Raw genomic sequence first — 25662 nt, forward strand, 5'->3', positions numbered from 1 at the left:
TTGCCTATGCTAGCTGGACATGCCTAATTCCATGGATACCGGCTCGATCTGCACTAAAACATCAGAACCGCCCAGCGCCTTACTGAGTTCCTGGGCTGTAATCTGTAAAATGGCGTCGAAATGCGTGGATGAACTGATCTTGGATGAGATATCCGCTGTGACACGCTCGATATCTGCGCGGTGTTGGGTGGTGCGCAGAAGGGTTGCTGTTTCAATAGCGAGCGAAAGACGTTCAGATACTGCTTCGGCAATATCCGCATCGTCTTGTGTTAATAAATAATTATTCTTCGAGCGCAGATGCATGATGCCGATCATCTTTCCGCGTAGACGAATTGGGATGGCCAGGGCCGATGACTTGTCTTCCGTAGTGGAAAGGATCGTCTTATCCTGGGCAAGCGCTTCCTGAATGTGCGAGCCTTCCAGAGGTTTTTCCAAAGGCTTAAGCGATGAATTTACCAATTGATATCCGAGCCCCATTGATTCGGGCTGCATGACCTTCCAGGACTCAATCACTGTATCGCCGAACCTGCTTTGTGATTCTGCAAAGGCCTTGCGTGCTTCTTCGAGGGTGGTCGTATTATTGATCGCGATCGAGATCTGGTCGGCGAGCGTTGTCAGGGTTTCCACATCGTTTTGACCAAAGGCATTCGCCTCAGTACTTTGAACGTCGAGCGCGCCAATGATCTTTCCGGCGTAGCGAAGCGGCAGGGCGATCTCGGAACGGGTGTTGGGCATATCGGGGTTATCGAAAAAGACAGCGTCTGTTCCCACGTCCAATGCGATGCGGGGCTGGCCGGTTGCTGTTACAAAACCGACAATGCCGGTCTGCCCGACCTGCAGCTTGTGTCCACGATCGAGCATTCTTCTTCCGCCTTCGCTGTTGGCGGCGCGAAGGACTGCATATTCGCCTTCGTCGTCCAGGAGGAAGATGCCGGTGTGATAAAAACCGAATTGTTCGCTGATCACCTGGGCAATTCGTGGAATCAGTAATTCCAGATCCTGAATGGATGAAACAACGCGTACGACCTGCGCGATGGCTTCAAATTGCTTGGCGCGCCGTTCGTTGTTACGGTTTGCAAAATCCAACTCGGCTGTGCGCTGACTAACGCGTTCTTCAAGTTGGGATCTTAATTCATTCAACTCTGCATTTTCAAGTTTTTGGATCTGCTCGCTTTTTCGCGCCCTGCTGATACTTTCGTTCAGACGGGTAATGAGCAATTGAACGATCCCGGCGCAGCCCATTAAGAGTACGGGAAGAATGATCGCATCGTCAAGGCCTACAGGCACATTGACGATATCACCTCGTAAATTGACCACGCCTACAAAGATCACAGCAATGATGGCAACAGGAGCGGTCAGATAAATAGACCGCTTTCCCAAAAGGATCGCGGAAATCACAAGGACGATGGGCATGCCCACCATGGATGCGTTTTTGAGGCCATTGGTGTTTAGAGAGATGATCGTGACCGCCGCGATCAATGCGAACGGGACAACTGCTTTTGCCATTCCGACTTTTCCGCGAAATAGAAGGAGCAGCGAAATGACCTCGAGCACCAGTGTGATGGTCAGCGTGATAAAAGCGGGCGGGTTTCGAGATCCCTCGCCTATGAAACCCGTGACGAGTGGGAGGAGCGCGATATTTACAAGCAATACGAAAACAACAATGTTTCGTACCAGCCTGATGAATGACGGATCGTTATCTTCTTCGTCTCTAAAATAAGCGAACATTTTTGAAAGCATATCGTTCTCCTGAGCCTTTACTTTTGCTCTGGTTGTTCAGGGGATATTTGAATGGCGATATCTGTAAATGGAAGTGTGTTTCCCAATTCCTGAATTGAAGTTTGCAGGATGCTCTCGATGTTGACCAAACCACCGATCCTGGCTGTGATCTGCCCAATGGCACGTTCCTTCGCGGCTCGTTTTTGTGCCTCCTGCAGCAGACGGGCGTTTTCAATGGCGAGGGCAGTACGTTCTGCTGTTGCCTGTGCCATGGCGATCTCATCGTCTGTCCAGGTGCGGTCAGGGTTGGTTGCATTTAGTTTAAGCGTTCCAATTTTTGTGCCGCGCAGGATAAGCGGGACGGTGTAAGTGTTGTTGCTTGGAATGCCCGAGAATTTAATATCCTTCGCGTCGATACCGTCAAACACATACCCATTCGCAGGCTGGTCTGCAAAGAAGCGTCCCCATTGTTGTTCACTCATTTGCATCGAAGCGGCTTCCGCCTGGTTGAGTGCTTCACGGCTCTTCTGATAAGAACGAGCATTTTGAATGGCGATACTTACCTGGTCAGCAAGCGTGGATAAAATGCTGACATCTTCCTGAGAGAAGGCGTTCGTTTCTGTGCTTTGTACATCCAATGCGCCAATGACTTCCATACCGATGAGGAGGGGGAGGGCAATTTCGGAGTGGGTTTCTGGAAGGTCGGGATTGTTGAAGAAAGCCGCATCCATTCCGACGTCAAGAGCGACGCGGGGCTGCCCGGAGTTGGTCACAAAGCCCACGATGCCGGTCCCTCCGACCAGTAGCCGGTGGTTGCGGTTCAGCATCCTTTTTCCGCCTTCGCTGTTTGCGGCAGCAAGGATTGCATATTCCCTGTGAGAATCCAACAGGAAGATGCCTACATGATAGAAACCGAATTGATCGGAGATTGTATCGGCGATTTGTGGAAGGAGTGCTTCCAATGTTTGAGCAGAACTGATGGTACGAGCTACGCGGGCGATGGCTTCGAACTGACCAGCACGGCGTGCGATACTTGCATTTGCGTTTTCGATTTCGCTGGTACGCTCGGTAATCCTTTGCTCAAGACCGAGAAGCGTGTTATTCAGTATCTCTGCCATACTGTTGAAAGATCGGGCGAGGACGCCGGTTTCATCCTCGGTTTCCACATTGGCACGGGCAGAGAAATCGCCCGAGGCGATTGTTTCCGCTGTTTGTGTTAGGCGGACGAGCGGGCGTGTGATCAACTGTCCGATCCATAGGCTTATGATAATCGCACCGATGAGCAGCAGGATCAAAATGATGGCAACGCCCTGCAATGCTGATTGGATGGTCTGTTCGATCTCGCTCCTTGAAGCGATTAACTCGCCTGTAAATTCGGATTCAGGGGCAACGATACCCAGGCGATAATTTGGCGTTACCACAGGTGAAAAAATGAAAAACGAATTGGAGTTGTTTACTTCGATCGTTGCTACACCAGTTTCACCGTTGATCATCCTTGCGGTTGCTTCCTGAAGATCGAAGGGTCCCTTTGCGAGGACCGATAATTCGCGGGCGGAATTTGAGGATACTTCCTCCGGCGATAATCTGTACATTGAATAGGCTTGCGGTGGCATGGCCAGGATATGACCGGCTTTATCCACAAGAAATGCGTACCCCGTATCTCCAACCTGGACATTGGCGATGGTTCGGGCAATTTGCTCAAGCTGTACATCGAGTCCCATCACTCCCAGAAATGTGTCGTTGGAATATACCGGGATGGAGAGCGTGGTAACGAGTCCGTTGCCTGCCGGGTCCTGATAAGTATCTGTCCAGCGAGGTTCGCGTGATTGATTGTTTTCCGGGGTCGCGATGGTGTAGAAGTCTTCCTTGGTTGCATCAAAGTCGGCAGGCACATTTTGCGCAAGACTAATGTTTGGATAGTAGGTTGTGGTACCTGATTTTCCGATATAGTAGACGGCGACCGCGCCCGGGTGCGTTTTTAGGAAATTCGGCGCGAAGAAATCCAGATAGGCTGTAGTGTTCAGTTCGTTGTAAATGGCTTCATCAACCAAAATTGTTGATGGAATAAAAATTGAAGCAACGTCTGTGGCGGAATTCCCGTACTGTCCACTGGGAAATTGAGAGATACGGGTTTCTGCGTTCCAGTATGGGCTTTCGACAAAAACGGCACTCTGCTGCTCCAGGCTTGCGCGGTAATTCGCCAGCGCAACAAGATCATTCAACATCCCTTCAAAGAATGAATTTGCGAGATTTGCCTGGTCGCGTGCGACCCCGACAAGCTGGTTTTGGATATTCTCTGTGGATGCGGCTTCGTACCTGTCTGTAAGTATGTTGACGATCGTTCCAGTTCGATTTGCAGCAAACCAGGTCAATGCGGTGACAATCGCACTGCCAGTAATCAGGATACTGATGGTGATCTTGATGCGCAGGCTGAAGCGATTAAAGTGGCGGGCAGTGAAGACAGCAAAGAATATTGCAAAGCCAATTACGATAAATACAGTACTTCTTTCCAGATCAGGAACTCGAACTCTTGCTTCGCCAAGGATAAGATAGTCGAGAATGAGGATTGTCGAGCCGGATAACAACCCGACGATTAATCCTGATGCAGCATAGCGGGTAGGCATTGCCAAGCCGGTAATGGATACCGCAAGAATGAACATAGACAAGGCCAACAGAAGTCCAAGGCCTTGAATGAAGAAAGGTATGGCAACAAAGGTGATCGTGAAATTTGTGATCACGATCATCATAGCCAGGCTTGATCTGTTACGCCGAATCAAAAAGAGGGCGGCGACGGCTCCGAAACTGGCAATGAACATGATTGCAGCAACAATTAATATCTGCCATGAACCGACCTGTAATCCGTAATATGCAAATAACCCAACGCTTGGGATCGCAGCAATAATGAGCATAATGCTGATGCTATAAGCATTACGCACAAGCGTTTTATCCACCGTCTGCGGAATTGACGTGCGGATATTGGGTGAGTTTGTTGGATTGATACCGTTATTCATTTTCGCTTCCAATCTCAACCGATATCTGGGCGCCGCTAATCTGACTGCCCAATTCCCGAACAGCCGTTTTCAAGATCGTTTCGATCTCGGTCCCTGCCCCGATCTTCGAGGATATTTGTCCAATGGTCTGTTCACGCAATGCGCGCCTCTGCGATTCTTCAAGCAATGTTGAGTTTTCCAGCGCCAGAACCACACGTTCCGCGGCTGCGCGCACGATGTCTGCTTCGTCTTCTCCCAATTCCAGGTCCGCAGGCATTTTTACATGGATCACGCCAATGGTCTCGTTGCGAAGCGTCAGCGGTACTGCAAGTACGCTCCCACTGGTGCCATCACGATTTTCTGATTGAGTAATGACGGTTTCTCCGCTTTCCAGGGCGGTTCGTATCTCATTGGATGTGATCGGTTTTTCAAGCAGCATGGGTGTTGAGCCTGCAAAACGGTACCCCAGCTTGGTCTCTGAGCGGATGTTTGTCTGCCAAGCCTGCTTGATCACAGTGCCGTAAAGAATCTGGCTTTCCGCCAGAGCTGCTTGTGTCTCTTCGTAAATGCGCGTATTCTGAATGGCGATGGCGGTTTGGTCAGCCAGAATGGATAGAATATTGATGGCGATGTCATCGAATGCATTCAGGCTTTCGCTGTGCATGTCAATAACGCCGATGATGGTGTTCTCGATTCTCATTGGGAGGACAAGTTCCGATTGGGTATCCACGAAGTCCACGGCGTCAGAAGAGTAGTTAAAACTTTGCTTGCCATCCTGCGAGACACGTAATGTGCCTGTTCGTGCAACCGAGGGGATAAGACCCGTCTGGCTGATCTTGATCTGAAGTCCGTCAGCCAGCAGCCGCTTTCCAATTTCACTGTTGGCGGCGGTCAGGATGGTGTATTCCTGTGTGTCGTCGTTTAGGAATATGCCCACATGGTAATAATTGAATTTGTTGCTGATTACTTCGGTTATCGCAGGAAGAAGTTTGTTGATGTCGCGGAAACTGGCAACCGTGCGTGCAAGTTGCGCAGCGGCTTCAAAGTTTGCGGCACGCCGCTCATTGAATGTATTTGCTTCATTCAATTCCCTTGTTCGTTCCAGAATCCGATTCTCAAGGTTGGCTTGTAAGGATAAGAGTTCCTTGTTGGCGTCAACTTGCATGGCTTCATTTTTTCGAGCCTCCTCTGCGCTTTCATTCAGCCGTATTATGAGGAGCTGTAGTAGCGCCGAAATGGCAATTACCAGAACTCCAGCGATTAAGGCATCAGCGGCGTCGGTCTTTTGGGCCATGTCAGATTTTGTAATACCTGTGATATCTGCAAATGCCACAATTTCCACGCATATGACGGCGATGGGTGTGGTGATGAGAATCGACCTCTTTCTAAGCAGCAACGCGCCAATCACAATGACAGTGGGAAAGCCCAGCATTGAAAGATCGTGCAAGCCGTTGGCGTTGATGGCTGAATAGGTAACGGCGATAAACAGCGCCAGCGGAACGACTAACTTGGCAAGAAGGGGATTTCCGCGCAAAACAAATGCTAATGAGATGATCTCCAAAACAAGAGTTGTTGATAAGGCAATGCTTGATGCCGTATTTTGGGAATTGTCAAATATCAAACCGGTTATCAACAGCAGGATTATCAGGTTTGCGATAATTGTAAAAATGAGGATATTCCTCGTCATTCGTACAAATGACGGGTTTGTATCTTCGGGATCTGAGAACCAGTTGTTTAACATGAAATGGCTGTTCTCCGCTTACCTGTCTTGATCGTTCTTCTTTTGCAATTGAATAATTACTTCAGCGCCAGGCATGACACGTCCAATTTCTGCTGCTGCCGCTTGCAGAATATTGTCGCGGTTGGTGAAGGAACTTACTTTGGATGAAATCTCGCCGATAACACGTTCTTTTTCGGCGATCTTGCGGCTTTCCGCAAGGAGACGTGCATTATCAATGGACAAGGCGGCGCGTTCCATGATCGCATTGATGATATCCATTTCGTCTGGAGACCATTCGCGGTCGCCGTCTGTTTTAATATTCAGGAGCCCCACCACCTCTCCACGCAACTTCATTGGGATGGTCATATGTGTGTTTTGATCGTCCTGGTCGGCCTTCTTTTGGAAAATGTCCCCGGAATGGGTGACTTCCTGAGAACCGGGTAATTCTACAGGCTCAAAAAGGAGATTTGCCTTTACACCTTGTTTGCGAATTCCCGAAAGCTTTTGTGCACGGGTGAATTTTGCCCAACCTGTTTGAATGTTGCGGCGGTATAACAGGTCTGATTCCAAAAGTGCCTTTTGAGTTTCTTCATAAAGGCGGGCGTTGGTTATAGCAACAGAAACCTGGTCTGTCAGCGTTGTGAGGATCTGAATATCATCCTGACTAAATGCGTTCACCTCGACACTTTGGACATCGAGAACGCCGATCAATTGCTGGCGGCTGCTGAAAAGCGGAAGAGCCATTTCGGAGCGTGTCTCCGGGAGGTCGGGATTGTTGAAGAAATTGGCATCCATTCCAACGTCAAAGGCGATACGCGGTTTCCCGTTTTCTGCCACCGTTCCGACAATGCCGATCTGGCCCACACGTAGCTTGTGACCCCGATCAAGCATCTTTTGTCCGCCCTTGCTGTTCGTTGCGGAAAGCACGGCAAATTCGTTATTCGAATCAAGCAGAAAGATACCAACATGATAAAAATCAAACTGCTGGCTGATCACCTGAGTAATTTGCGGAAGCAGATCCTGTAAATTCTGAGTGGATATGATGGCGCGGGTTACCTGTGCGATTGCTTGAAACATGTGCGCGCGATGTTCATTGACGCGATTGGCAATATCAAGCTCGGTTGTACGGGCTTGCACCAGGTTTTCAAGATTGGAACTGAATTCCTGTAATTTCTGGTTGCGTTCAATGACTTCCTTTTCACTGATCTGGGCACGCTCTCCGCTTTCACTCAACAAATTGATAAGTGCCCTTTGGATAAATGCGATCGCGAGAACCACGATGGATATCGCTACAGGCGAAATGGGCAATGTCAATGAGCTGGTCGGAGAGACAATAATTCCACGTATCTCTGCAAACCCAATCCCCATGACAGCAAGAATGATCAGGAAAGTGAATGCAAATGCGCCGCGTTGCCCAAGAGTGAGGCTGGCGAGACTTATCACCACGGCATAAGCCAGAAGATTGATGTCATGAAGGCCATATCCTGGCGGAAAGGCGATAATGTAAGTAATGACAACAAACAACGAACTAGGTAGAATGACTTGTGCCGGTATAAGATTACCGCGTGTCAAAAATACATAACTAACCACTGCGAGCAATAACAATGAGCCAATGGGAATAATATAAGCCCAGCCAAAACCGGCAAATGCAGAAGCAGCCAAAGCCGCTACATCTGCAATGATCGAAATGATCAGAAGGTTTTTTATTAGTTTGGCGCTTGAATTACCTTCGCCAGAATTGGAAAATTGTGCTGCTCTCATAATTTCACCGTTATTGTTCAGGCTTTGCGTCATTATCTGATTGGAATTGCAGGGTAATCTCAGACCCGCCTGCAATCCTTTCCAGCTCTTCAGCCGTGGCTTGTAGAATATTCTCAACACTCAGCGCGGCACCGATTCGCGATGTAGCTTCGAAGATGGCGCGCTCTTTTGTGGCTCGTCGTTGACTCTCTTCCAGAAGACGCGCATTTTCAAGTGTTAGCGCAGCACGATTTGCCGCGGCCTGTGCAACGGCAATATCCTCTTCCGTCCAAACGTGGTTCGGATTCTCCTGTTCGAGGCCGATTACACCGATGACCTGATTAAGCACCATTAATGGAATCATGAGGGTATTTTTTGCATTCTTGCTGTCGGCGTTCTGCATGTAGGCAATCGGCTTTCCGTTATTCAGTTGTGCCATGATGTCGGCAGGAAGATCCTGTGGAACAGCCTTGATTTGCAGACCATCATATTCATATGCAGAATATTTTTGCTGATCTACGATCGCGCGCCAGATCTGTTGCGTTTGTGAACGATTTGTACTGGTTAAAGCTGCCAGGTTCTCTTCCACTTGCTGTGCCAATTGCGCATTTTCGATCGCAGCGGCGAGTTGATCTGCAAGGATTTGGAATGTCTGGATGTCGCGTTCATCAAAGGCTGTAGGAATATCAACCTGAATATCCAGTGCGCCGATCGTGATATTGTGATTGCGCAACGGAAGCACGATCTCTGAGCGTGTGTTTGGCAAAAATGGATTCTCGAAATGTACGGCATCATGACCCACATCGAGCGCGATATACGCCTGACCTGTTCCGGTCACGTTTCCGACCAGCCCTGTCTGGCCTACTCGTAATTTGTATTTTCTCTCCAATAGCTTTTCAGCGGCGACACTGCTGGCTGCGCGCAAAATGGCATATTCGCCGCGTTCGTCCACAAGAAAAATGCCGACATGGTAGAAATTGAACTTTTCGCGGATCAAGCTTGTGGAAACGTTGAGAAGGGTATCCATATCTCGGATGATGGCGATTTCGCGGGCTACATCTGCGATGGCTTCCATTTCGAGGTTTCTCTTTTGAATGTCGGCGGTGCGTTCAAAGATACGTTCCTCCAGACCTGAAAGGCTGGATTGAAGCTGGTCAGTCATGGAATTGAACGCTGAAGCCAATGAGCCGATTTCATCAGAGGTATTTACTTCCGCACGGGCACTTAAATCACCTTGTGAGATGGCGTTTGCTGTTTTCGTAAGTGCAATGATCGGATCGGTCAAATTTCTGGCGACCAGAGTCGTAATAATGGAGATCAGGATCAATGCACCTGTGACCAGCCCCACATTTGCCCGAGTTTGACTCTGAACATCTGCAAGGAACAACGAAGTGGGGCGGCTATAAGCCACGACCCACGGACGAGTTTTCATGGCTGCGATCGCAATGGTGTCGTCGCCGGGAATGTTGGGTGTGATATCGACCCTGAAGAAAGGTTCATTTACGGCATTGTCTAGCGCATCTTCGAACTCAAAGAAATTCGTGGATAATTCTTCGCGAGGCAGGTCTGGAAACCGTCTGGCTTCGATAGCGAGTAAATAGTCAACTTGAGTCAGCGGGGCGACCGATTTTTGGATAAGGCTTGGATTTCGGCTGTCTGCAAGGCGGATGTAGACCTGATCCAAAAGCAACACCAAGGCATTGGCTGAGGTTTTCGAGCTGTCTACAACGATACTTTGCAGAATGCTCGAATCGTATTTCACCCGTAGAATTCCAAGGTAACTGCCGTTCGACCCCAGCACTCGGTTGGCGAATGTTATGGCGGTGACTCCGCTTTCGTCGTAGACGACTTCGGTGATGATCGGTTCGGTGCTGAAACGGACCTGTGGAAAATAGGCCTCGTCTGATTCGTTTTTATCAGCGCGTTGAGGGGCTGAATCCAAAAGGATGTTTCCCTCCACATCCACAAGCGCGTAGGAGATGATATTGACTTCGTCTTTTGTACTCAATTTGTTCAGCAGCCCTTGGGCGCGGAATTGCTCCGGTCTGCCTGTGATGCGCTGTGAGATCGGCAGGGATAAATACTCCGTGAAGACCGATATCTGCGATTCAATTTCGATTGAATTCAACGTAGTCAGGAGGAAGGTATCGAGGCTGTTGGCGGTCTGCTCTGCGCTGGATCTTAGGGAGGTCTTGGCGCTGTTCGTTAATGCTTCCTGAGTTTGAATGGTATCGCGGACGGCTATGATGATCAGCGGCACAAGGGCGATCAGCAACACAAAGAGCACCAGACGCGTTTGAAGCGAAAGGGTGGTGTTTCTTCTTGCTGAAGCGTTTTGTGTTGTTGTGCTCTGACTCATATCAACCTTTGGTTTGATCGGTTTGAAATTAAAGTGGTCTCGTTATTGATTCTCGTCGTTATTGAGCGGGCCCATCTGAATAAAGGAGCGCGATACGCCCAGCACCTGTCCAAGTTCCTGAATGGTGGTTTGCAGGATATGCTTGAAATCTGTGGATGCGCCGATCTGGGTGGTGACTTTCGCGATCGTTTCTTCCTGATCTGCACGGCGGACGGTTTCTTCGAACAGGCGGGCATTTTCAAGCGCAAGCGCCGCCCGATCTGAAATGGATTGAACCATGGCGACTTCGTCTTCGGTCCAGCGCCTGTTCTTTTCAGTTGCCTGAACGTGAATGATGCCGATCACCTGGTCGCGGAATTTGACTGGGATTGCCAGGGTGGGGGGGATGTTCCTCGAAGGCTGGGCCAGTACAACGGTCTCGCCAGATGCGAGGGCTTGTTCCGTGGCTGGATCATTTAACTGGCGTGCAGTTGCGATTGTCCCATCTGATAGGTAGGAAAATCCAGATTCTGTACCTTGTTTTCTTTGCTGTTTATTAGCTTGGAAAAATTGTTGTGCAGCAAATCCAGAGTCGCCTTGCTCGGCGATAATAATGTTGTTGATGACGATTGCGATTTGATTGGCGAGTGTGCTTAACAGATTTGCATCTTCATCCTTGAATGCGGATTGCTGGGTGCTCTGCACATCCAATACGCCGATCACCTTGGACCCGTATTTGAGCGGCAGGGCGATTTCCGAACGGGTTTTTGGAAGGTCGGGGTTGTTGAAAAAGACGGCATCAGTTCCCGTGTCGAGCGCGATGCGCGGACGGGCTGCCTGTGCAACGTATCCCACGATGCCTGTACCGCCAACTTTTAGCTGATGATGTCGTTCAACCATATGCTGACCGCCTTGACTGTTTGCGGCTCGCAACACGGCAAATTCGCGATTTTTGTCGAGCAGGAAAATTCCAATATGATAAAAGCCGAGTTTTTCGCTGATCGACCTTGTGATCAGGTTGAGCAATTCCTTGGGCTTTTGATCCACATTTGCAGAAATTTCCTGTGAGATCTCAGAAATGACCTGAAAGCGGGCGGCTCTTTCCTGTACCTGTTGATTTGCTTTTTCAAGTTCGGCCGTTCGTAAATCGATTCGTTGTTCAAGGCTTTCTTTCACATCTTCGAGTTCACGGTTGATATCGGTTAACTCTTTTAATTTTTCCCTGTCTAGATATGCGCGGAATACCTGAATGCTGTAAAGGATCATGCCGATCGAAAATACGATTCCGCCGGTGCGGCCGATGTTGGCTGAAAGCTGCTCCGATGAATTTGCGATCAGGGAGATATCTGAATAAAAGGGAGCGGTAAAGGTCGCGATCGTTGAAAGAATCACCAGGCCGAGGAACCCTCGTTGTGAAAGTAATGCACTCGAGATCACGAGCGAAATGTGTACAGTCGAAGCAATAGACGCTTCAATGCTGGTAACTTCGCCCTGGTAAATCCTGAAAAAACCGATCGCTGTAAATGCGTAGGAAAATAGGTAAGTTCCCAGTTTGTAGTATTTGGTTCTGCTCAAGGCATAGGATATAAGCGAGATAAGGGTCAGGAAAATAAATACGCCGTAACTGCTTGGTCCATAAAGCAGCACAATGAAAAAGAGCAGGCTTAGCACAAGCGCGAGACTGGATAGTAATTGTGCGCGGCGAAACTCACTCACCTCTTTGATCGAGGAGTCGGGAGTGATCAGTCTTTGTGCCATTTCGCGAATGCGCTCAAAACGGGATGCGTTTTGGCTGTTAAAAGGCGGTCTGGATGTTGTCATGATTATTCTCTCGCCTTTCTGATTTCGCCAGGAGGCTCGCTTCCTTTAATTTGGATCTCGGCCTGTTTTTGCCCATTGAATTGATTCAACAACTGGAAAGTGACCGACGCATCGCCAAGCGCCTGCCCCAATTCCTGTACGGTTTCACGCAGGATGGCATCTGTATTGGAGATTGCACTGATGCGAGACGAGATATCTGAAACGAGCGCTTCACGAGCACCTGTCTGTTGCGATTCTCGATAGAGACGAGCACTTTCCAAAGCACCGCTGACTTGGTCTGATAATGCGATCGCGAGATTGATCTCTTCCTGCGTCCAAGCTTCGGCGATCTCGGCTTTTTTCAGACGGATCGCACCGATGGTTTGTCCACGCACTTTGACAGGAATGCTGATCGTAAGATTATCATTTCCAATGATGATGTCGCCCGTGTCAAACGCTTTTGCAATACTCGGCTCCACGACCTCGGAATGTGTTCGTGTGGTGGTGGGGGGAGTTGCAATGAAGCCGATACGAGGCTGGTTGCGCAGGATCTTGCTCCAGGCTTCACGGCTTAATTCGCTGTAGGCAGCCCTGGATGCTTCCAATGCTTTTTCGGTTTCATTGAACAGATTCGCATTTTGAATTGCAACGGCGAGTTGTTCTGCAAGGATCTGCAAAGTGGCGCTGTCTTCATCTGAGAAGGCCTGTGGCTCCGTGCTTTGCACATCCAACGCGCCGAGGATTTGTCCGCTGACGATAAGAGGGAGCGCCATTTCTGAGCGTGTTTCGGGCAGGTCTGGATTGTCAAAGTAAACAGCGTCCTTACCCACATCCAAAGCGATGCGGGCTTTTGCGTTTTGGGTGACATAACCGACAATGCCGGTCTCGCCGACTTTGAGCTGATGCCCTCTCTCAAGCATTCGACGTCCGCCTTCGCTGTTCGCCGCACTCAGAACTGCGTATTCCTTATGCTCATCCAGCAGGAAGATGCCAATATGATAATAGCCAAAGTTGTCGTTGATAAGATAGGTCGTTTGCTGCAACAACTCGGACAGGTCACGGAAGGATGTGATGGCTTTACCAACATCTGCCACAGCCTTTAAAAGAATGCTGCGTCTTTCGGTTTCCCGTGTGCGTTCGGCAATACGCTCTTCGAAGTTGGAGAATGTATTCTGCAGGTCGGAAGTGATGTTGTGGAATGCATTCGAAAGATCTTCCAATTCATCACGTGTGTGAATTTGGACCGGCTCTATGTTCCGAGTTATTTTGTCGGAAGAAAAACGGTTTACATAGAAGGTGAGTCGGCGCAGCGGTTCAGTGATCGATAAAGTGTATACAAACAAAAATGCGCCAATGATGACAGCCACGATGGCAGTATAAATTCCAAGCGTGTTTTGCAGCTGCAGTGCAGACTGAAAAAGTTCAGCCTGTGGAAAAGCGAGCCCAAGCGACCAACCGGTTTCCAATCCGATGGGTGAGTAGGCAACGAACATGGAGCGTCCTTGTGGGTCGATTGTTTCCGCGAACCCTGAATTTCCTTTGATCATCGAGGAAACCATACTTGCCCAACCTGAAGATTTCGGCGATTGCGCAGCGGCAATCATGGAGTCCACCATAGTTTGATATTCTCCGCCATTCTCGCCGATCCCAAGGATTACACCTTCGGGACTCAATAAAAAGGCGTAACCGCTCTTTCCAACGGTTATCTGGTTTACGATGTTCTGTGTTTGCGAGAAGGCAATATCGGCTGTTGCCACACCTCTAAACTTGCCTGCATCATCATAGAATGGGGCGCTCCAGGTGACCATCCAAATTTCACCGCCTCCCGCGTCGAAATACGGCGGTGATAAAACAGGAGTATTTTTCTCTTTTGGCAGGGTATACCATTCCCAGCCAAAATAGTTGTACTCCGGGTTCCCAAGTTGGGTGAACTGCAACTCACCGCCAGGTGTGCGGCTGTAATAAGGTGACCAGTAATAGGCATTTGCCTGGAATTCGAACGGTTCATAAGCAATGGTGGAGCCGAATATTTGCTCGTTGTGGCTCAAGGTATTGCGAATGGCTTTTTTAATACTTTCTTCGTCATAGTTTCCAACCTCGGCAGATGCAGCCAGATCCACCGCTGACGTTTTTGTCCAGATCAGATTCGATCGAATCAATTCTGCCTTGGACGCCGTTTGAGCGATCAACTCGTTCTTGAGGGTATCAGTCAAAGCTGTTTTGGCCGCCTGGATGCTCAAGTAGCTGGAGGCGAACAAGGCAAATAACAGCAGGAAAATCACCACCATTGGAAGTTTGATTCGCAGACTCACCCGACGGCCAAATAAGCCTCTCTTTGGAGGCATTGTCAATGATCTGGCTGATGTCTTGGCGCTGCGAGTGAGCATGTAACTTTCCTTTGGATGGCTGTTGTAGTGAACTAGAAGTTATGGTTTTGTTACTTTAATTTAAGTGAACTGGTGTTTTTTCTTGCTGGCAGGACTTCGGTTTGCGGTGCGCCGATGCTGATCTCTGCCTCCTTGAGGTCGAATACTCTGCGTAGTTCGGTGGTTGCTGTGCGCACTACCGATTCAACATCCAAAGTTTCGCGAACGCGCGATGAAATGTTTGCAATGACTTGATTGCGCATGGCGTTTTTCTGCGTTTCATCCACAAGGCGGCTGTTTTCAAGAGCAAGGGCAACCTGTGCGGCCACTTTTTCCACAAGAATGCGTTCGCGTTCAGACCATGAGGCCGAAATTCCCTTCCGCTTCAAGAGGATGTTTCCGATATTCTGCCCATGCAAAATCATGGGGATATGCATGCCATCGCCTTTGTCGGCCTTCAGGTTCGAGAAAAGTGGACGAACTCCGGCGGGGGTGTATTGATAGGCAGGTTTGTGACGACTCGTAAACTTTGACCATGTTTCGCGCGCTTGCAGGGTTGTGTTGGCTTCCAATTCGTAGACGAGGCTTTTTGTTTCATCCAACAGACGAACGTTATCGATGGAAATGGCGATCAGGTCAGCAAGTGTTTGCAGGACTTCAGCATCCTGTGAATCGAAGGCTTTGAGTTGATCGGAGTGAATATCCAGAATGCCGATCACCTGACTGCGGACGGTGAGAGGCAGCATGATCCGTGATCGTGTGAGCGGGAAGTTCGGGTCACGAACAAAATTCGTCTCGCCAATGTCAAGGGAGATTTGCGGACGCCTTTGTTCGATGACAAGGTTGGTCATATTTAATCTGTTTGGCTCAATGCGGAAGCCCTGTCCAATCAGCTGTTTTCCGGAAACGGACGATGCAGCTTGCAGGAAGGCTGTTTTTTTACGTTCATCAAGCAGGTATAGACCCGCGTGATAATAACCAAATTGATCAGATATCAGCCGGGTTGATTCTTCCATCAACTCGGAAATGTTTTGGATCTCCGCGATCGTTCTGGTGACGCTTGTTGATGAGCGAAGTTGGGAGGCGCGTGCTTCAAGTTCCTCGGTTCGTTCGCGGACCCTGTCTTCCAATCGTTCACGTTCAATTGTGAGCGCGCTGAATGCATTTTGCATCTCTTGAATAACACGTGTAAGCGCTTTCTTGAATTGGTTGATGGCAACGAGCAGAATCGCACTAATAATGGAGAAGTCGATCACATATGTTGCCCAGTCCACAATTGTGGTGACGGGTACGCCAGCGGCCGCAAACTTGTAAATGCCAAGTTGTTGTAAAGTGGCGATCGAAGCAAAGGTCAAAATACTCACAAGGAGCGCGATAAGATCAATACGCTTATCGAACAATAATGATGAAAGAATGATAAATGCGATAAAAAATACGCTTCCGTCGATCCACGGCCCCCATGAGAGGATCGAATTCGTTGCAATTATATAAACCATAAAAAGCAACGTGGCTGCTCGTACCGAGTACGGAGTCTTTAGAACTGTGATCGAGAGTAGAACAATATACAGAACTGGGAACAACACACGGTCGGTGACTGAAGCGGTGGGAAATGAAACTGCTATTAAGGCTGCACCCAGGACACAGGCAATACGTAAAACGGCAGAAATGAACTGCTCGCGCCACCCAATATAATCAAAGGCGGCTGGATTCGAACTGTCCACGGCAGGTGACTTGAAAAATGGATTGCTGCTATTCATTATTGTCACTCATGGATACTTCAATGTTTACTTCTGCGGCTTCGAGTGCACGACCCAATTCCCTGACAGTGGTTTGGAGAATACTATCAATGGTCGTGGATGCCCAAACCTTTGAGGTGATTTCATTTACCAGCCGTTCGCGTGTGGCGATGGACTGACTTTCTTCCACAAGACGTGCGTTTTCGAGAGCCAGGGCCGCCTGAATAGCCACGGATTCGATCAGGTTCTTCTGCTCGGGCGTCCAATCGTTTGCACTCGACATGTTGATCTGGCCGATGATTTGATCGCGCAGGGTAAGCGGAATCTCGATTTCTTGTTTTTCAATCGTTTCACTATCGCCAACTGCATATTCAAGTTTTTGGTCCGCTGCAAGCGATAACCAGGCACCCTTAAGATATTGTTGTTGGGTTGCACTCATTTCGGCGAGACTTTGTTGCGATTCTGTGAAAAGTCGGGAGTTTTCGATCGCGATCGAGATCTGATTCGCCATGTTTTGATATGCATCGGCGTCCTGCTGTAGGAATGCATTCTCTTTTGTAGAGTGCAGTTCCAGGGCGCCAATAACACGGTCGCCAATGGCTAGCGGCAACGCAATCTGTGAGCGTGTGTATGGGAGCAGGGGATTATCAGATCGGACGGAATCCGTTCCCCCGTCAAGAGTGAACCGCACCTGCTTTACGCGGATGGCGGTGCCGACAGCACTTTTCCCATTGATGTTCAAGTGGTGCTTGTTTTCGATCAACACCCTGCCTGCATCTCCGGTGGCTGCTCTTAGCTCGGCCCATTGATTAGTGGCATCGATGATGAATATCGCCGTGTAATAACATTCCAATTCATCGCTGATCAAGAATACTGCATGATTGAGTAATTCATTGGGGTCAAGAATGGCGGTAATGGATCGCCCGACACGATTGACCTTTTGAAGGAGTTGTGTGCGTTCGGTGACGCTATTCTCGAGGTTGTCACGTTCGTGTTTGAGAACGCTTAACGTACTCTGTATCTGTTTCTGCGTTTCGAAAATTGCGGCTTCCAAACGCTGGAATCCCAAAATGATGATCACACCAAACATGGTAATGGCGGCGCCTGCACTGATCCAGTCGCTTGGTTTTGCCGGTGATGCGTTTGGGTTGATTGGAATGAGCTGCCCATTTTGCATGAGCAAGCCGATCACCACAAACGTCAAGATGTCCAAAACGATTGCCGCAATACCGGCTCTGGGGGAAAGCATGAGTGTGGCGAAAACGATCAGACCGAGGAAGAAGAAAAGACTGTCGCCCAAGATGCCATGTGTAAATAGCTCACCCAGTGCCAGTGCGAAAATACTAAGAAGGAAAACGCCCATGCGTATTGAATACGGAAAGCGAATAACGGTAACGATCCCAGTCAATACATAAACCGATACGAACAACACTTTAATGATCGTGTTGCCAGCACCGCTCAGTGCCGGAATTAAGGCAAGCACGCCCAACACCAGCGACCCGATTAGTAGAGGCATCGTAAATTGTTCACGCCAGGTTTTGTACAACTGGCGTGTGGCCTCTTCAGGACTATATTCTGGGTTGGTGGAATTGCTTTCCATCATTGGTTATTTTCCTGTTTCGTGTCATCAGGTTTGATGCGGATTTTTGTGTAATGCGCGCCGGTAAGCCTTGAGAGTTCGCTTGCGGTCGTGTTTAGAATGGATTGAATATCCGTTGATCTGCGTATCTTACTTGTCACTTCATAGATGAGACGTTCACGCTCGGCTTGTACACGGATCTGTTCCAACAATCGGGCATTGGCAATGATGGCTGCAAGGCTTCCGCCTAATGTGCCGAGCATTTCCTCGTCATTTTCAGTATAGGCGTCAGCTTGTTCACTCTCAACATTCAAAACGCCGAGCAATTCATTACGGTAGACAAGTGGAATTGCCAGTTCCGAGCGCGTGTTCGAGCTGACGCGTATATATCGCGGATCGTCGGTGACATCTTTTATGCGCAATGGGCGTTTGTGGGCAGCAGCCCAGCCAGTGATGCCGCTTCCAATGGGTATTTGTACTTTGGCAACATCTTCAGCGTATCCCATGGATGCCTTGACTTCAAGCATGCTTTTCTCTCGATTTGCAAGCAGGATTGTGACACGGTCGCCGCCAAGAGTGACCTGGAGGCCGTTGACCGCGTTTTCGAGTGCCTCTTCAAGGGTCGTGCCGGATGCGGCAGTCGTAGTGATGTGGTGCAACAGGCGGTGTTGAGATAGATGTTCCTGGGTTTCTGCAAATAATTCAGTGTTGACCACGGCAATGGCAACCTGGTCTGCAAGGATTTGCAGACTGCGCAATTTATCCTCTGTAAAAGCATATGGATGAACGCTTTGAACATCCAGCACGCCTAGAATTCGCTCACCGACCTTCAAAGGTACGGCTGCTTCCGAGCGTGTATCAGGGAAGAGTGGATTGGCATAATAGGTGGCATCTTTGGTTGTGTCGCCGACGACGAGCATCTCACCGCGGCTGCTTACATAACCGACAATGGATTTTGATCCAATGCCGATCTTATACCCGGAACGCTTCATCTGGGTGCCCGCCTCACCAGTGGCTTCGCGGATCACAGCGAATTCGCCTGGCAGGTCATGCAAAAAGACGGATGCATGGTAAAAGTCAAAGCGTTCGCGGATGAAATTCACAGCTTTGATCAGCAGTTCATCAAGATTGAGGGATCCGCTGATGTCGCGTGCGATTTCCGCTGCGGTTTCCAGTTGGAGCGCCCTGTGCTGGCTTTCATCCAAAAGGTGGACGTTGTGGATCACGCCCGCCACCTGTCCAGCGATGGTATTGAAGAACTTTAAGTCGTCATCATCAAACGCATGTTCCTCTTCCAAATCTTGAATAATCAGCGCGCCAATGGGGTTATTCTGCACAAGCATCGGGGCGCCCATCCAGGAGCGGCCGGGCTTGCCCGAAAACTTCGCGCCCATTTCGATCATTCTTTTTTCCGTATTTTCCACGATCATTAGTGGCTGACGCGTACGGATCAAAATCGATGTGAGGCCTTCTCCGAGGGGGAAGGATTCGATCGAGGTGATTTTTCCATCCTCATATGCAAATGGAATTCTGATGGTATTGTCTTTTTCATTGTAAAGCGCGACGATCATGCTGTAATCGCCGATGACTTGCTGTATTTTAGCGAGCAAATTCATGAAGAAGCTCTGCAAGTCGGAAGATGTCGCAACAACTTCGTTGATGGATACAAGAGCTTCCACCTCTCGCAAATGCTTTTCTGTTTGCTGGATTGCATCCACTTTTTCCATCGTTACTGCCATGAGATCAGCCAGATTGGCGTAAGGCTGCATGGTCGCGTTGGATAGAGATCGTTGATTCCCGCCCATGGTGACGAAAGCGATCAATTCTCCGCTTTTTCTGAGGGGCAAAAAGGCGGCAGAGTCGAGTTTGAGCATTTGCATAATGCTCACGAGAATGGCGGGTACACCATTCTCTGTGGCTGAAGCGATCACCGGTCCGCCAAACAGATAGTTTTCGATTTCGGCTAAGCTTGCCTCGTTGTGACTCGGCAGTTTGATGTTCCCTTTAATTCCGTTGGAATGAGAGAATAATTCCAGTTTTTTGTTTATCGTACGGAAAATGCTGACAGAATAGGGCGCATCCTTCAGAATTTTGCTGCCGATCTCAAATATTTCGCTTTCAGTATTCGCTTCTGCGATCAATCTGCTTGAGCGATAAAGATGTGACAACTCTTCAAAATTGACCTGGCTGGTTTCGGTCAGACCGGCTGTTTGAATGGCTGTAGCTGTTTGGCTGGCCAACGTTTGCAGCATGGCAACTGTTTCAGAGTCATCAAATGCTCCAACTTGTGTACTTTGCACATCAAGAACGCCGAGCACCAGATGTCCGATGGAAATTGGCAGGCTTGCTTCAGAGCGGGTTTCAGGCAGTAATTCGTTTTTTAAGTGGATCGGATCTTCGGATACATCTGATGCAATGCGCGGTTGATTATTTGCGCTGACCCAGCCAATGATTGAATCTGAATTTACTTCCAGGCGATACTTTCTTTTTATCAACCCGCTGGTCGCCGAGCCAAACCCGGTCTTGAATTCAAGAGTCTTTCCGTTTTGATCCATCAGAAATACACTTGCCTGATAAAAACCGAACTGCTGAACAAGAAGTTCAACGGTCTTATTGAGCACTTCATCAAGACTTGAAAGTGAAGTGACGTTTTGCGCCACTTCCGCCGCAGTGCGGATCTGGCGGCTGCGCTCGTCAACAGTTTGCTCAAGGGAACGATACAAGCTTCCCACCTCATCAGCCATTCGGTTGAAGGAATTGGCCAATAGCCCAACTTCATCATCTCCTTTAACTTCCGCGCGCTGACTCCAGTCTCCATCAGCAAAACCGTGGGCGATTTGAGAGAGGGATCGCAGCGGTTTAATGATGCGAACGGTCCAAAAGACAAGCACGAGACCGGTTGCAATCAATGCCCCCATAAACAGCAGGATCGTAAACGGGGCAAGGCTTCCGAGGTTTTGATATGTATGGCTTAAGTCTACTTTTAGGACTGCCCCGGCCTGTATTCTTGGCATCCATTGAATCTGGAACAATTCAGAGGCGTTGTTTGTACTTTCAACTTCGACAACCTCGGGCTGAATCCCTTCTTGCGTTTTTAAATCAAAAAGCGTGGAACTGATCTTGTCTTGTGATTCAATGGCTGACTTAAGAATTGAAAACTTGTTGGAGTCGGGCGAACCTTGTAAATATTGCTGATCTGACAGGACAAGATATGTTGAACTCAAACCGCTTAACGGTTGCATCAAGTCTTGAAGGTTTTTCTTCTCGGTAATCCCCACAATGGATCCAAGCGCAGTGCCTTGTTCTGTCTCGTATTTTAGTGCTGTGACAAGAATGAGCTCTTCCTCATATAAAGGTGAAAGCCCATAAAGGGCCATGGAAGGGTGCTTGTCAAATTTTTGATCAAAGATCAATGGGTCGAGTGTTTTTCCCTGCCAGGTTTCATCGGTGGCAATTTTTATTTGCCCCTCCGTGTCCAGAAGCAGGAATTGATCGAATGCAGGCATACTCTCCTGCTGATTCAGGTTATTAAACTCTTGCAGGATGCCTTCCCGAATGGCCAGGAACTCATCACTTTTTGGGTCTGAATGAAGTGCAAGCTCAAGCAGGATCTGAAAATCGCTGCTTTTGAGCAATTTCTCAAACTGGATTTCCTTCTCGCCAACTTCCTGGTCAATAACCCTTAATTGGGAAGTGAGCAAATTTTGTGATTGGATGCCCGCCTGCTCACGTAACAACGCACGCGTACGAAAATAAGCCGTTCCCGCCATCAAAGCGAGAGGGAGAAAAGTAAAGATTAAGAGCGTTCTTACAAGAGTACCTGCCAGACTGCCCTTATATCTTTTTTGATTTGGGTCCAATACGGGCGTCGTTTGAGTTGCTGTCATTGACGGGTTAACTATACTCCCAAACCGGCTCTCCGCTTAAGATACGACGAATTTGATCAGGAAAACGGTCTGGGTCAAGCGGTTTGCCCAAAAAGCCATCGAACCCCGAATCTTTTGCCTTTGTCATTTGCTCCATGCTGGCTTCTGCTGTCACGGCAATGATCGGCACCGCTTTGAAACGCTCGGATGCGCGGATCTTCTTCAACGCCCCGTAGCCGTCCTCATAGGGCAGGCGGATATCCATAAGAATAAGGTCAAGGCGTGGCAATGTGTCGGCATATTCCACTACTTCGTAGCCGGATGTCTTCCACTCGCAATGGATTCCCAAATAGCCCAACATGCGCGCGATCAGCACAAAGTTGGAAACATTGTCCTCGACAACCAGGACAGCCGCATCCTTTGGGATATTCGGTTTGCGAATTGGCTGTGTATCTGATATGGCAGGAATTTGGTCAGACATTAGGACTCCTTGTTATATAGCGTTCGATCTGCTGGGAAAGCGTATCAATATCAATGGGCTTTTGGATATATCCATCACATCCCGCTTCCAGTGATTTTTCGCGATCGCCGCGCATCACATTTGCAGTAACTGCCACGATGGGGATTTTTGTAAATTTTTGAACTGCTTTGATTTTTGCGGTTAGGGTGTAGCCATCCATGTCCGGCATGTTGATATCCATCAGGACAAGGTCAATATTGCCATTTTCCAGATTTTCCAGCGCCTGGCCTGCATTAACGGCTTCGATAACAACATAATCCTCAGATTCAAGAACTCTGCGAATCAAACTTCTGTTGTCGGGATTATCTTCCACATAAAGTATAGTACCTTTTTTTGTTTCCGGTAACATACGGCTGCCTCCAACCTGAATTTTACTGTAAGTCATGCCTACCTACATAACAGCAACCTTACAGATGGAATAAAAAATCGAGGCAGGCAAATCCTCGATTTGGTTAGAGCGGGTGATGGGACTCGAACCCACGATATCTTGCTTGGGAAGCAAGCGTTCTACCACTGAACTACACCCGCTTGGTTGAATGAATTGGATTATAAGCGACATGGAAAAGGCATGTCAAGCAGAGGAAAATCTACGCTTTATTGCTGACCTGTTTACTGGTTCCGTTTAAGCAGCAGGTTTGCCAGTTCAAGCATGGATTTGCCTGCCTCACCTTTTGGATCAGCTTTGTTTAGGAATTCGAGGGCTTTTTGGGTCTCTTTTTCGGCAACTTCCTTTGCGTAGCTTTTTCCACCTTCGTCTTCGAGTTGGGCGGCGACTTCTTTAACCTCATTGGGGGCGATGGGTCCCTGCATCCAGCGTTTGGCGAAATTGCCCTGCTTGCCTAGACCATATAGAATGGGCAGGGAATTTTTTCCTTCCACCAAGTCACTTGCCGCAGATTTTCCCGTAACGGCTTCGTCACCCCATATTCCGAGAATATCATCCTGTACCTGAAACGCCAGCCCGAGATGGTGACCAAACAAGCGATAAGCTTCCTGCTTGGATTCGTCGGCACCGCCGAGCAGCGCGCCGATATGGGTGCAGGCTGAGAGCAGGGCGGAGGTTTTCCCGCTGACCATGGGCCAGTAGTCATCGATGCCGAGATCGCTGTGTTCTTCGTAGGACATATCCAAAAATTGACCACGTGTCAGGTCGAGGCAGATGTCATTCAATATTTTTGCGGCTTTGACCACAATCTCCGCTGGATAATATTCGATCAGATCAACGACGGCTTGGTTGGCGATGACAAACAGGGCATCGCCAGCATTGATCGCCATTGGCGCACCCCATTTGACCCAAACCGTATTCCTACCGCGCCTTTTATCTGAATTGTCTTGAATATCATCATGTACCAAAGAGAAGTTGTGAACCAGTTCAACCGCGGCGGCTGCGGATTTTGCGCGTAGCCAGTAAGATGTGTGCGTGTCTGAGGTTGTTGTTTCTACTTCATTTTCATTACATGAAGCAGTGGATAGTAAAACAAGTAAGGGGCGTATGCGTTTGCCTGTGGCTTCCGGGCCGGCACCGTCACCTGTCCAACCCATGTGGTAGGTGAGCATCTCGTGGAAGGGTTGGGTGCGGGGCTGATCGAGGCGGGCGACCTGGCGTTGTAATTCCTCTTCAACAGCCTTGAGCATGGTTTTCTGAATATTTGTCATGATGATTTCCGTTTTGCAGGATTGAGCGTGCGTCGCACGACTTTACCAGATTTTCAAATCCCTTTCCAGCTGTTCTGGTGACTGGAAGTGAATGGTATGGAAGCCCATTTTGCGGGCGACTTCGATATTTGGAAACGAGTCATCAACGAATAAGCACTCACTGGCTTTTCGGCCAATCCTATCCAATGTGAGTTGGAAGATGGCAGGGTCTGGCTTGATGAGCTTGTGCTCGCCTGAGATGATCATGTCATCGAAGAGGTCGAGGAAATCATAGCGTTTTTGCATGAGCGGGAATTTTTCGGCGGAGAAATTGCTGAGTAGATAAATCGGCCAGCCTTCGCGCTTCAACCTGCGGACAATGTCCACTGTGCCATGATAGACGTCGGTGATGCTGTCTTCCCAATACGTGTCATAGGCTTGGATGAGGTCAGCGTAATGCGGGTATTGCTCTGAAAGAAGCGCGATGCCCTCCTTGAATGGACGGCCTGCGTCTTGATGCGCATTCCATTCGTGGAAGCGAATTTCCTGGAGGAAAGAGTCAACAGCTTGCGGGTCGGGGAAGAAGCGATCGTATACGGCGTGAGCATCCCACTTAACGAAGACATTGCCAAAGTCAAAGATGATGGTTGTGATGGCGGAATCCATTTATTGTATTAATCTCCAGACTTCAAAACCCGCAAACCCAGTGGAGCCGAGTTTTGCGCGGGGTTTTGCCGTCCATTGTGCGAACATGCCGAGCGTTGGGTCTGATGGGTCGTACAACATGACTTCGTCGATGATGAAGCCCTGCTCGGTATTGTAATTGGTGACGGAGTACACGCGCCCTTGTGAGTCGACGCGATTGACGACGAGCATGTGTTCGAAATTGCCTTCCGTGCCCGAGTAGATATAAACAAAATCCCCTGGCAGGAGCGGGTTGGCGCGCCAATCGAACTGATTGATCTTTACTTTATATCTTGTGTTTGTGTAGAGTTCTTTTGGGAACGCGGTTTTGATGGTGATCTGGTCTTTGCCAAGATCGGGATTGATGAGGAAGAAGTCGTGTGCTTCAAGTGTGCTTTCGCTCAGGATGCCTGCTTTTTGCAGGATGGCGATGGCGAGCGGCCCGCAGGTGTTGCTTGGGTCTGAAAAGCGGACGTGATTGATAAGCACCGACATTTGTTTGCTTTGTTCATAGGTCGGAGCAATAAAGAACAGGGACGCTTCATATAATTTGATCTGTTGTTCGAGCGTGAGCGGACCCGCGGGGACGATCTCTCCCGTGCCGATCATGACCTGTGCGGTGGAGAGTGTGGCGGTCGCCGATGGAAGCGGCGTGGAGGTTGGCAAAGCGGTCGGCGTCGATGTAAATGTCGGCGCGGACGTGCCTGCTTCGGTGGCTGTGGGGCTGGCTGTGTTTGTACCCGTTGGGAGTGCAGTGGCAGGAATCAGCGTACTCTTTATCCCCGCGATAAGACTTCCGCTGGGGGCGGTGGGTTGTGGGACGAATAGAAAACCGATAAAAAAAAGACTTGCGATCAGCGCGCCGATGCCAAGCCCAAAACTTAGATATCTAATGTCAGATGGTCGCATGGCGTGTATTTTATCGCTTGTCTCATGAATAAGTAAACCTTGTAATCGAGGGCGGGAGAT

Annotated in this window: 15 protein-coding genes and 1 tRNA gene; all 16 read right to left on the reverse strand. The window is 49.1% G+C overall.

Translation table 11 applies throughout. The features are described from left to right. Window positions 1-9: 9 nt before the first annotated feature. Window positions 10-1740 (reverse strand): GAF domain-containing protein, encoded by a 1731-nt coding sequence (locus tag IPI86_RS20480; RefSeq protein WP_345299871.1) that lies wholly within the window; start codon window positions 1738-1740, stop codon window positions 10-12. A 17-nt stretch (window positions 1741-1757) separates the two neighbouring features. Next, entirely contained in the window at window positions 1758-4730 is a 2973-nt protein-coding gene (locus IPI86_RS20485) for a GAF domain-containing protein (RefSeq protein WP_345299872.1), read from the reverse strand. Next, complete coding sequence (locus IPI86_RS20490) at window positions 4723-6450, reverse strand: GAF domain-containing protein (RefSeq protein WP_345299873.1); 1728 nt, start codon at window positions 6448-6450, stop codon at window positions 4723-4725. The genes IPI86_RS20485 and IPI86_RS20490 overlap by 8 nt, the downstream gene beginning before the upstream one ends. Window positions 6451-6468: 18 nt before the next feature. Then, window positions 6469-8190 (reverse strand): GAF domain-containing protein, encoded by a 1722-nt coding sequence (locus tag IPI86_RS20495; protein WP_345299874.1) that lies wholly within the window; start codon window positions 8188-8190, stop codon window positions 6469-6471. 10 nt (window positions 8191-8200) lie between these two features. Further along, window positions 8201-10528, reverse strand: coding sequence for a GAF domain-containing protein (locus IPI86_RS20500; protein WP_345299875.1), 2328 nt, complete (start codon window positions 10526-10528; stop codon window positions 8201-8203). Window positions 10529-10570: 42 nt separating this feature from the next. Continuing rightward, on the reverse strand, window positions 10571-12328 hold the full coding sequence (locus IPI86_RS20505; protein WP_345299876.1) for a GAF domain-containing protein: 1758 nt from the start codon (window positions 12326-12328) through the stop codon (window positions 10571-10573). Window positions 12329-12330: 2 nt separating this feature from the next. After that, window positions 12331-14694, reverse strand: a complete 2364-nt coding sequence (locus IPI86_RS20510; protein WP_345299877.1) for a GAF domain-containing protein — start codon at window positions 14692-14694, stop codon at window positions 12331-12333. A gap of 50 nt (window positions 14695-14744) precedes the next feature. After that, window positions 14745-16430, reverse strand: coding sequence for a GAF domain-containing protein (locus IPI86_RS20515; RefSeq protein ID WP_345299878.1), 1686 nt, complete (start codon window positions 16428-16430; stop codon window positions 14745-14747). Beyond that, window positions 16423-18012 (reverse strand): GAF domain-containing protein, encoded by a 1590-nt coding sequence (locus IPI86_RS20520; protein ID WP_345299879.1) that lies wholly within the window; start codon window positions 18010-18012, stop codon window positions 16423-16425. Before IPI86_RS20520 ends, IPI86_RS20515 begins: the two co-directional genes overlap by 8 nt. Next, window positions 18009-21875: a GAF domain-containing protein gene (locus tag IPI86_RS20525; protein ID WP_345299880.1), complete on the reverse strand. Its 3867-nt coding sequence runs from the start codon at window positions 21873-21875 to the stop codon at window positions 18009-18011. Before IPI86_RS20525 ends, IPI86_RS20520 begins: the two co-directional genes overlap by 4 nt. Window positions 21876-21882: 7 nt before the next feature. After that, window positions 21883-22335, reverse strand: coding sequence for a response regulator (locus IPI86_RS20530; RefSeq protein WP_345299881.1), 453 nt, complete (start codon window positions 22333-22335; stop codon window positions 21883-21885). Further along, window positions 22328-22759 carry a response regulator gene (locus IPI86_RS20535; RefSeq protein WP_345299882.1) on the reverse strand — a complete coding sequence of 144 codons (432 nt, stop codon included), beginning with the start codon at window positions 22757-22759 and terminating at the stop codon, window positions 22328-22330. Before IPI86_RS20535 ends, IPI86_RS20530 begins: the two co-directional genes overlap by 8 nt. A 71-nt stretch (window positions 22760-22830) precedes the next feature. Continuing rightward, window positions 22831-22902, reverse strand: a tRNA-Gly gene (locus IPI86_RS20540). Between the two features lie 81 nt (window positions 22903-22983). Then, entirely contained in the window at window positions 22984-24030 is a 1047-nt protein-coding gene (locus IPI86_RS20545; protein WP_345299883.1) for a polyprenyl synthetase family protein, read from the reverse strand. Window positions 24031-24072: 42 nt separating this feature from the next. After that, window positions 24073-24675 carry an HAD family phosphatase gene (locus tag IPI86_RS20550; protein WP_345299884.1) on the reverse strand — a complete coding sequence of 201 codons (603 nt, stop codon included), beginning with the start codon at window positions 24673-24675 and terminating at the stop codon, window positions 24073-24075. Further along, on the reverse strand, window positions 24676-25602 hold the full coding sequence (locus IPI86_RS20555; RefSeq protein WP_345299885.1) for a hypothetical protein: 927 nt from the start codon (window positions 25600-25602) through the stop codon (window positions 24676-24678). Between the last annotated feature and the right edge of the window lie 60 nt (window positions 25603-25662).

Source organism: Candidatus Villigracilis affinis (assembly GCF_016705895.1).
Taxonomy (GTDB): Bacteria; Chloroflexota; Anaerolineae; order Anaerolineales; family Villigracilaceae; genus Villigracilis; species Villigracilis affinis.

Excerpts from the sequence above, each read along its gene's own strand:
- IPI86_RS20480 (WP_345299871.1), bottom strand. The coding sequence starts at position 1,740 with ATGCTTTCAAAAATGTTCGCTTATTTTAGAGACGAAGAAGATAACGAT.
- IPI86_RS20485 (WP_345299872.1), bottom strand. The coding sequence starts at position 4,730 with ATGAATAACGGTATCAATCCAACAAACTCACCCAATATCCGCACGTCA.
- IPI86_RS20490 (WP_345299873.1), bottom strand. The coding sequence starts at position 6,450 with ATGTTAAACAACTGGTTCTCAGATCCCGAAGATACAAACCCGTCATTT.
- IPI86_RS20495 (WP_345299874.1), bottom strand. The coding sequence starts at position 8,190 with ATGAGAGCAGCACAATTTTCCAATTCTGGCGAAGGTAATTCAAGCGCC.
- IPI86_RS20500 (WP_345299875.1), bottom strand. The coding sequence starts at position 10,528 with ATGAGTCAGAGCACAACAACACAAAACGCTTCAGCAAGAAGAAACACC.
- IPI86_RS20505 (WP_345299876.1), bottom strand. The coding sequence starts at position 12,328 with ATGACAACATCCAGACCGCCTTTTAACAGCCAAAACGCATCCCGTTTT.
- IPI86_RS20510 (WP_345299877.1), bottom strand. The coding sequence starts at position 14,694 with ATGCTCACTCGCAGCGCCAAGACATCAGCCAGATCATTGACAATGCCT.
- IPI86_RS20515 (WP_345299878.1), bottom strand. The coding sequence starts at position 16,430 with ATGAATAGCAGCAATCCATTTTTCAAGTCACCTGCCGTGGACAGTTCG.
- IPI86_RS20520 (WP_345299879.1), bottom strand. The coding sequence starts at position 18,012 with ATGATGGAAAGCAATTCCACCAACCCAGAATATAGTCCTGAAGAGGCC.
- IPI86_RS20525 (WP_345299880.1), bottom strand. The coding sequence starts at position 21,875 with ATGACAGCAACTCAAACGACGCCCGTATTGGACCCAAATCAAAAAAGA.
- IPI86_RS20530 (WP_345299881.1), bottom strand. The coding sequence starts at position 22,335 with ATGTCTGACCAAATTCCTGCCATATCAGATACACAGCCAATTCGCAAA.
- IPI86_RS20535 (WP_345299882.1), bottom strand. The coding sequence starts at position 22,759 with ATGACTTACAGTAAAATTCAGGTTGGAGGCAGCCGTATGTTACCGGAA.
- IPI86_RS20545 (WP_345299883.1), bottom strand. The coding sequence starts at position 24,030 with ATGACAAATATTCAGAAAACCATGCTCAAGGCTGTTGAAGAGGAATTA.
- IPI86_RS20550 (WP_345299884.1), bottom strand. The coding sequence starts at position 24,675 with ATGGATTCCGCCATCACAACCATCATCTTTGACTTTGGCAATGTCTTC.
- IPI86_RS20555 (WP_345299885.1), bottom strand. The coding sequence starts at position 25,602 with ATGCGACCATCTGACATTAGATATCTAAGTTTTGGGCTTGGCATCGGC.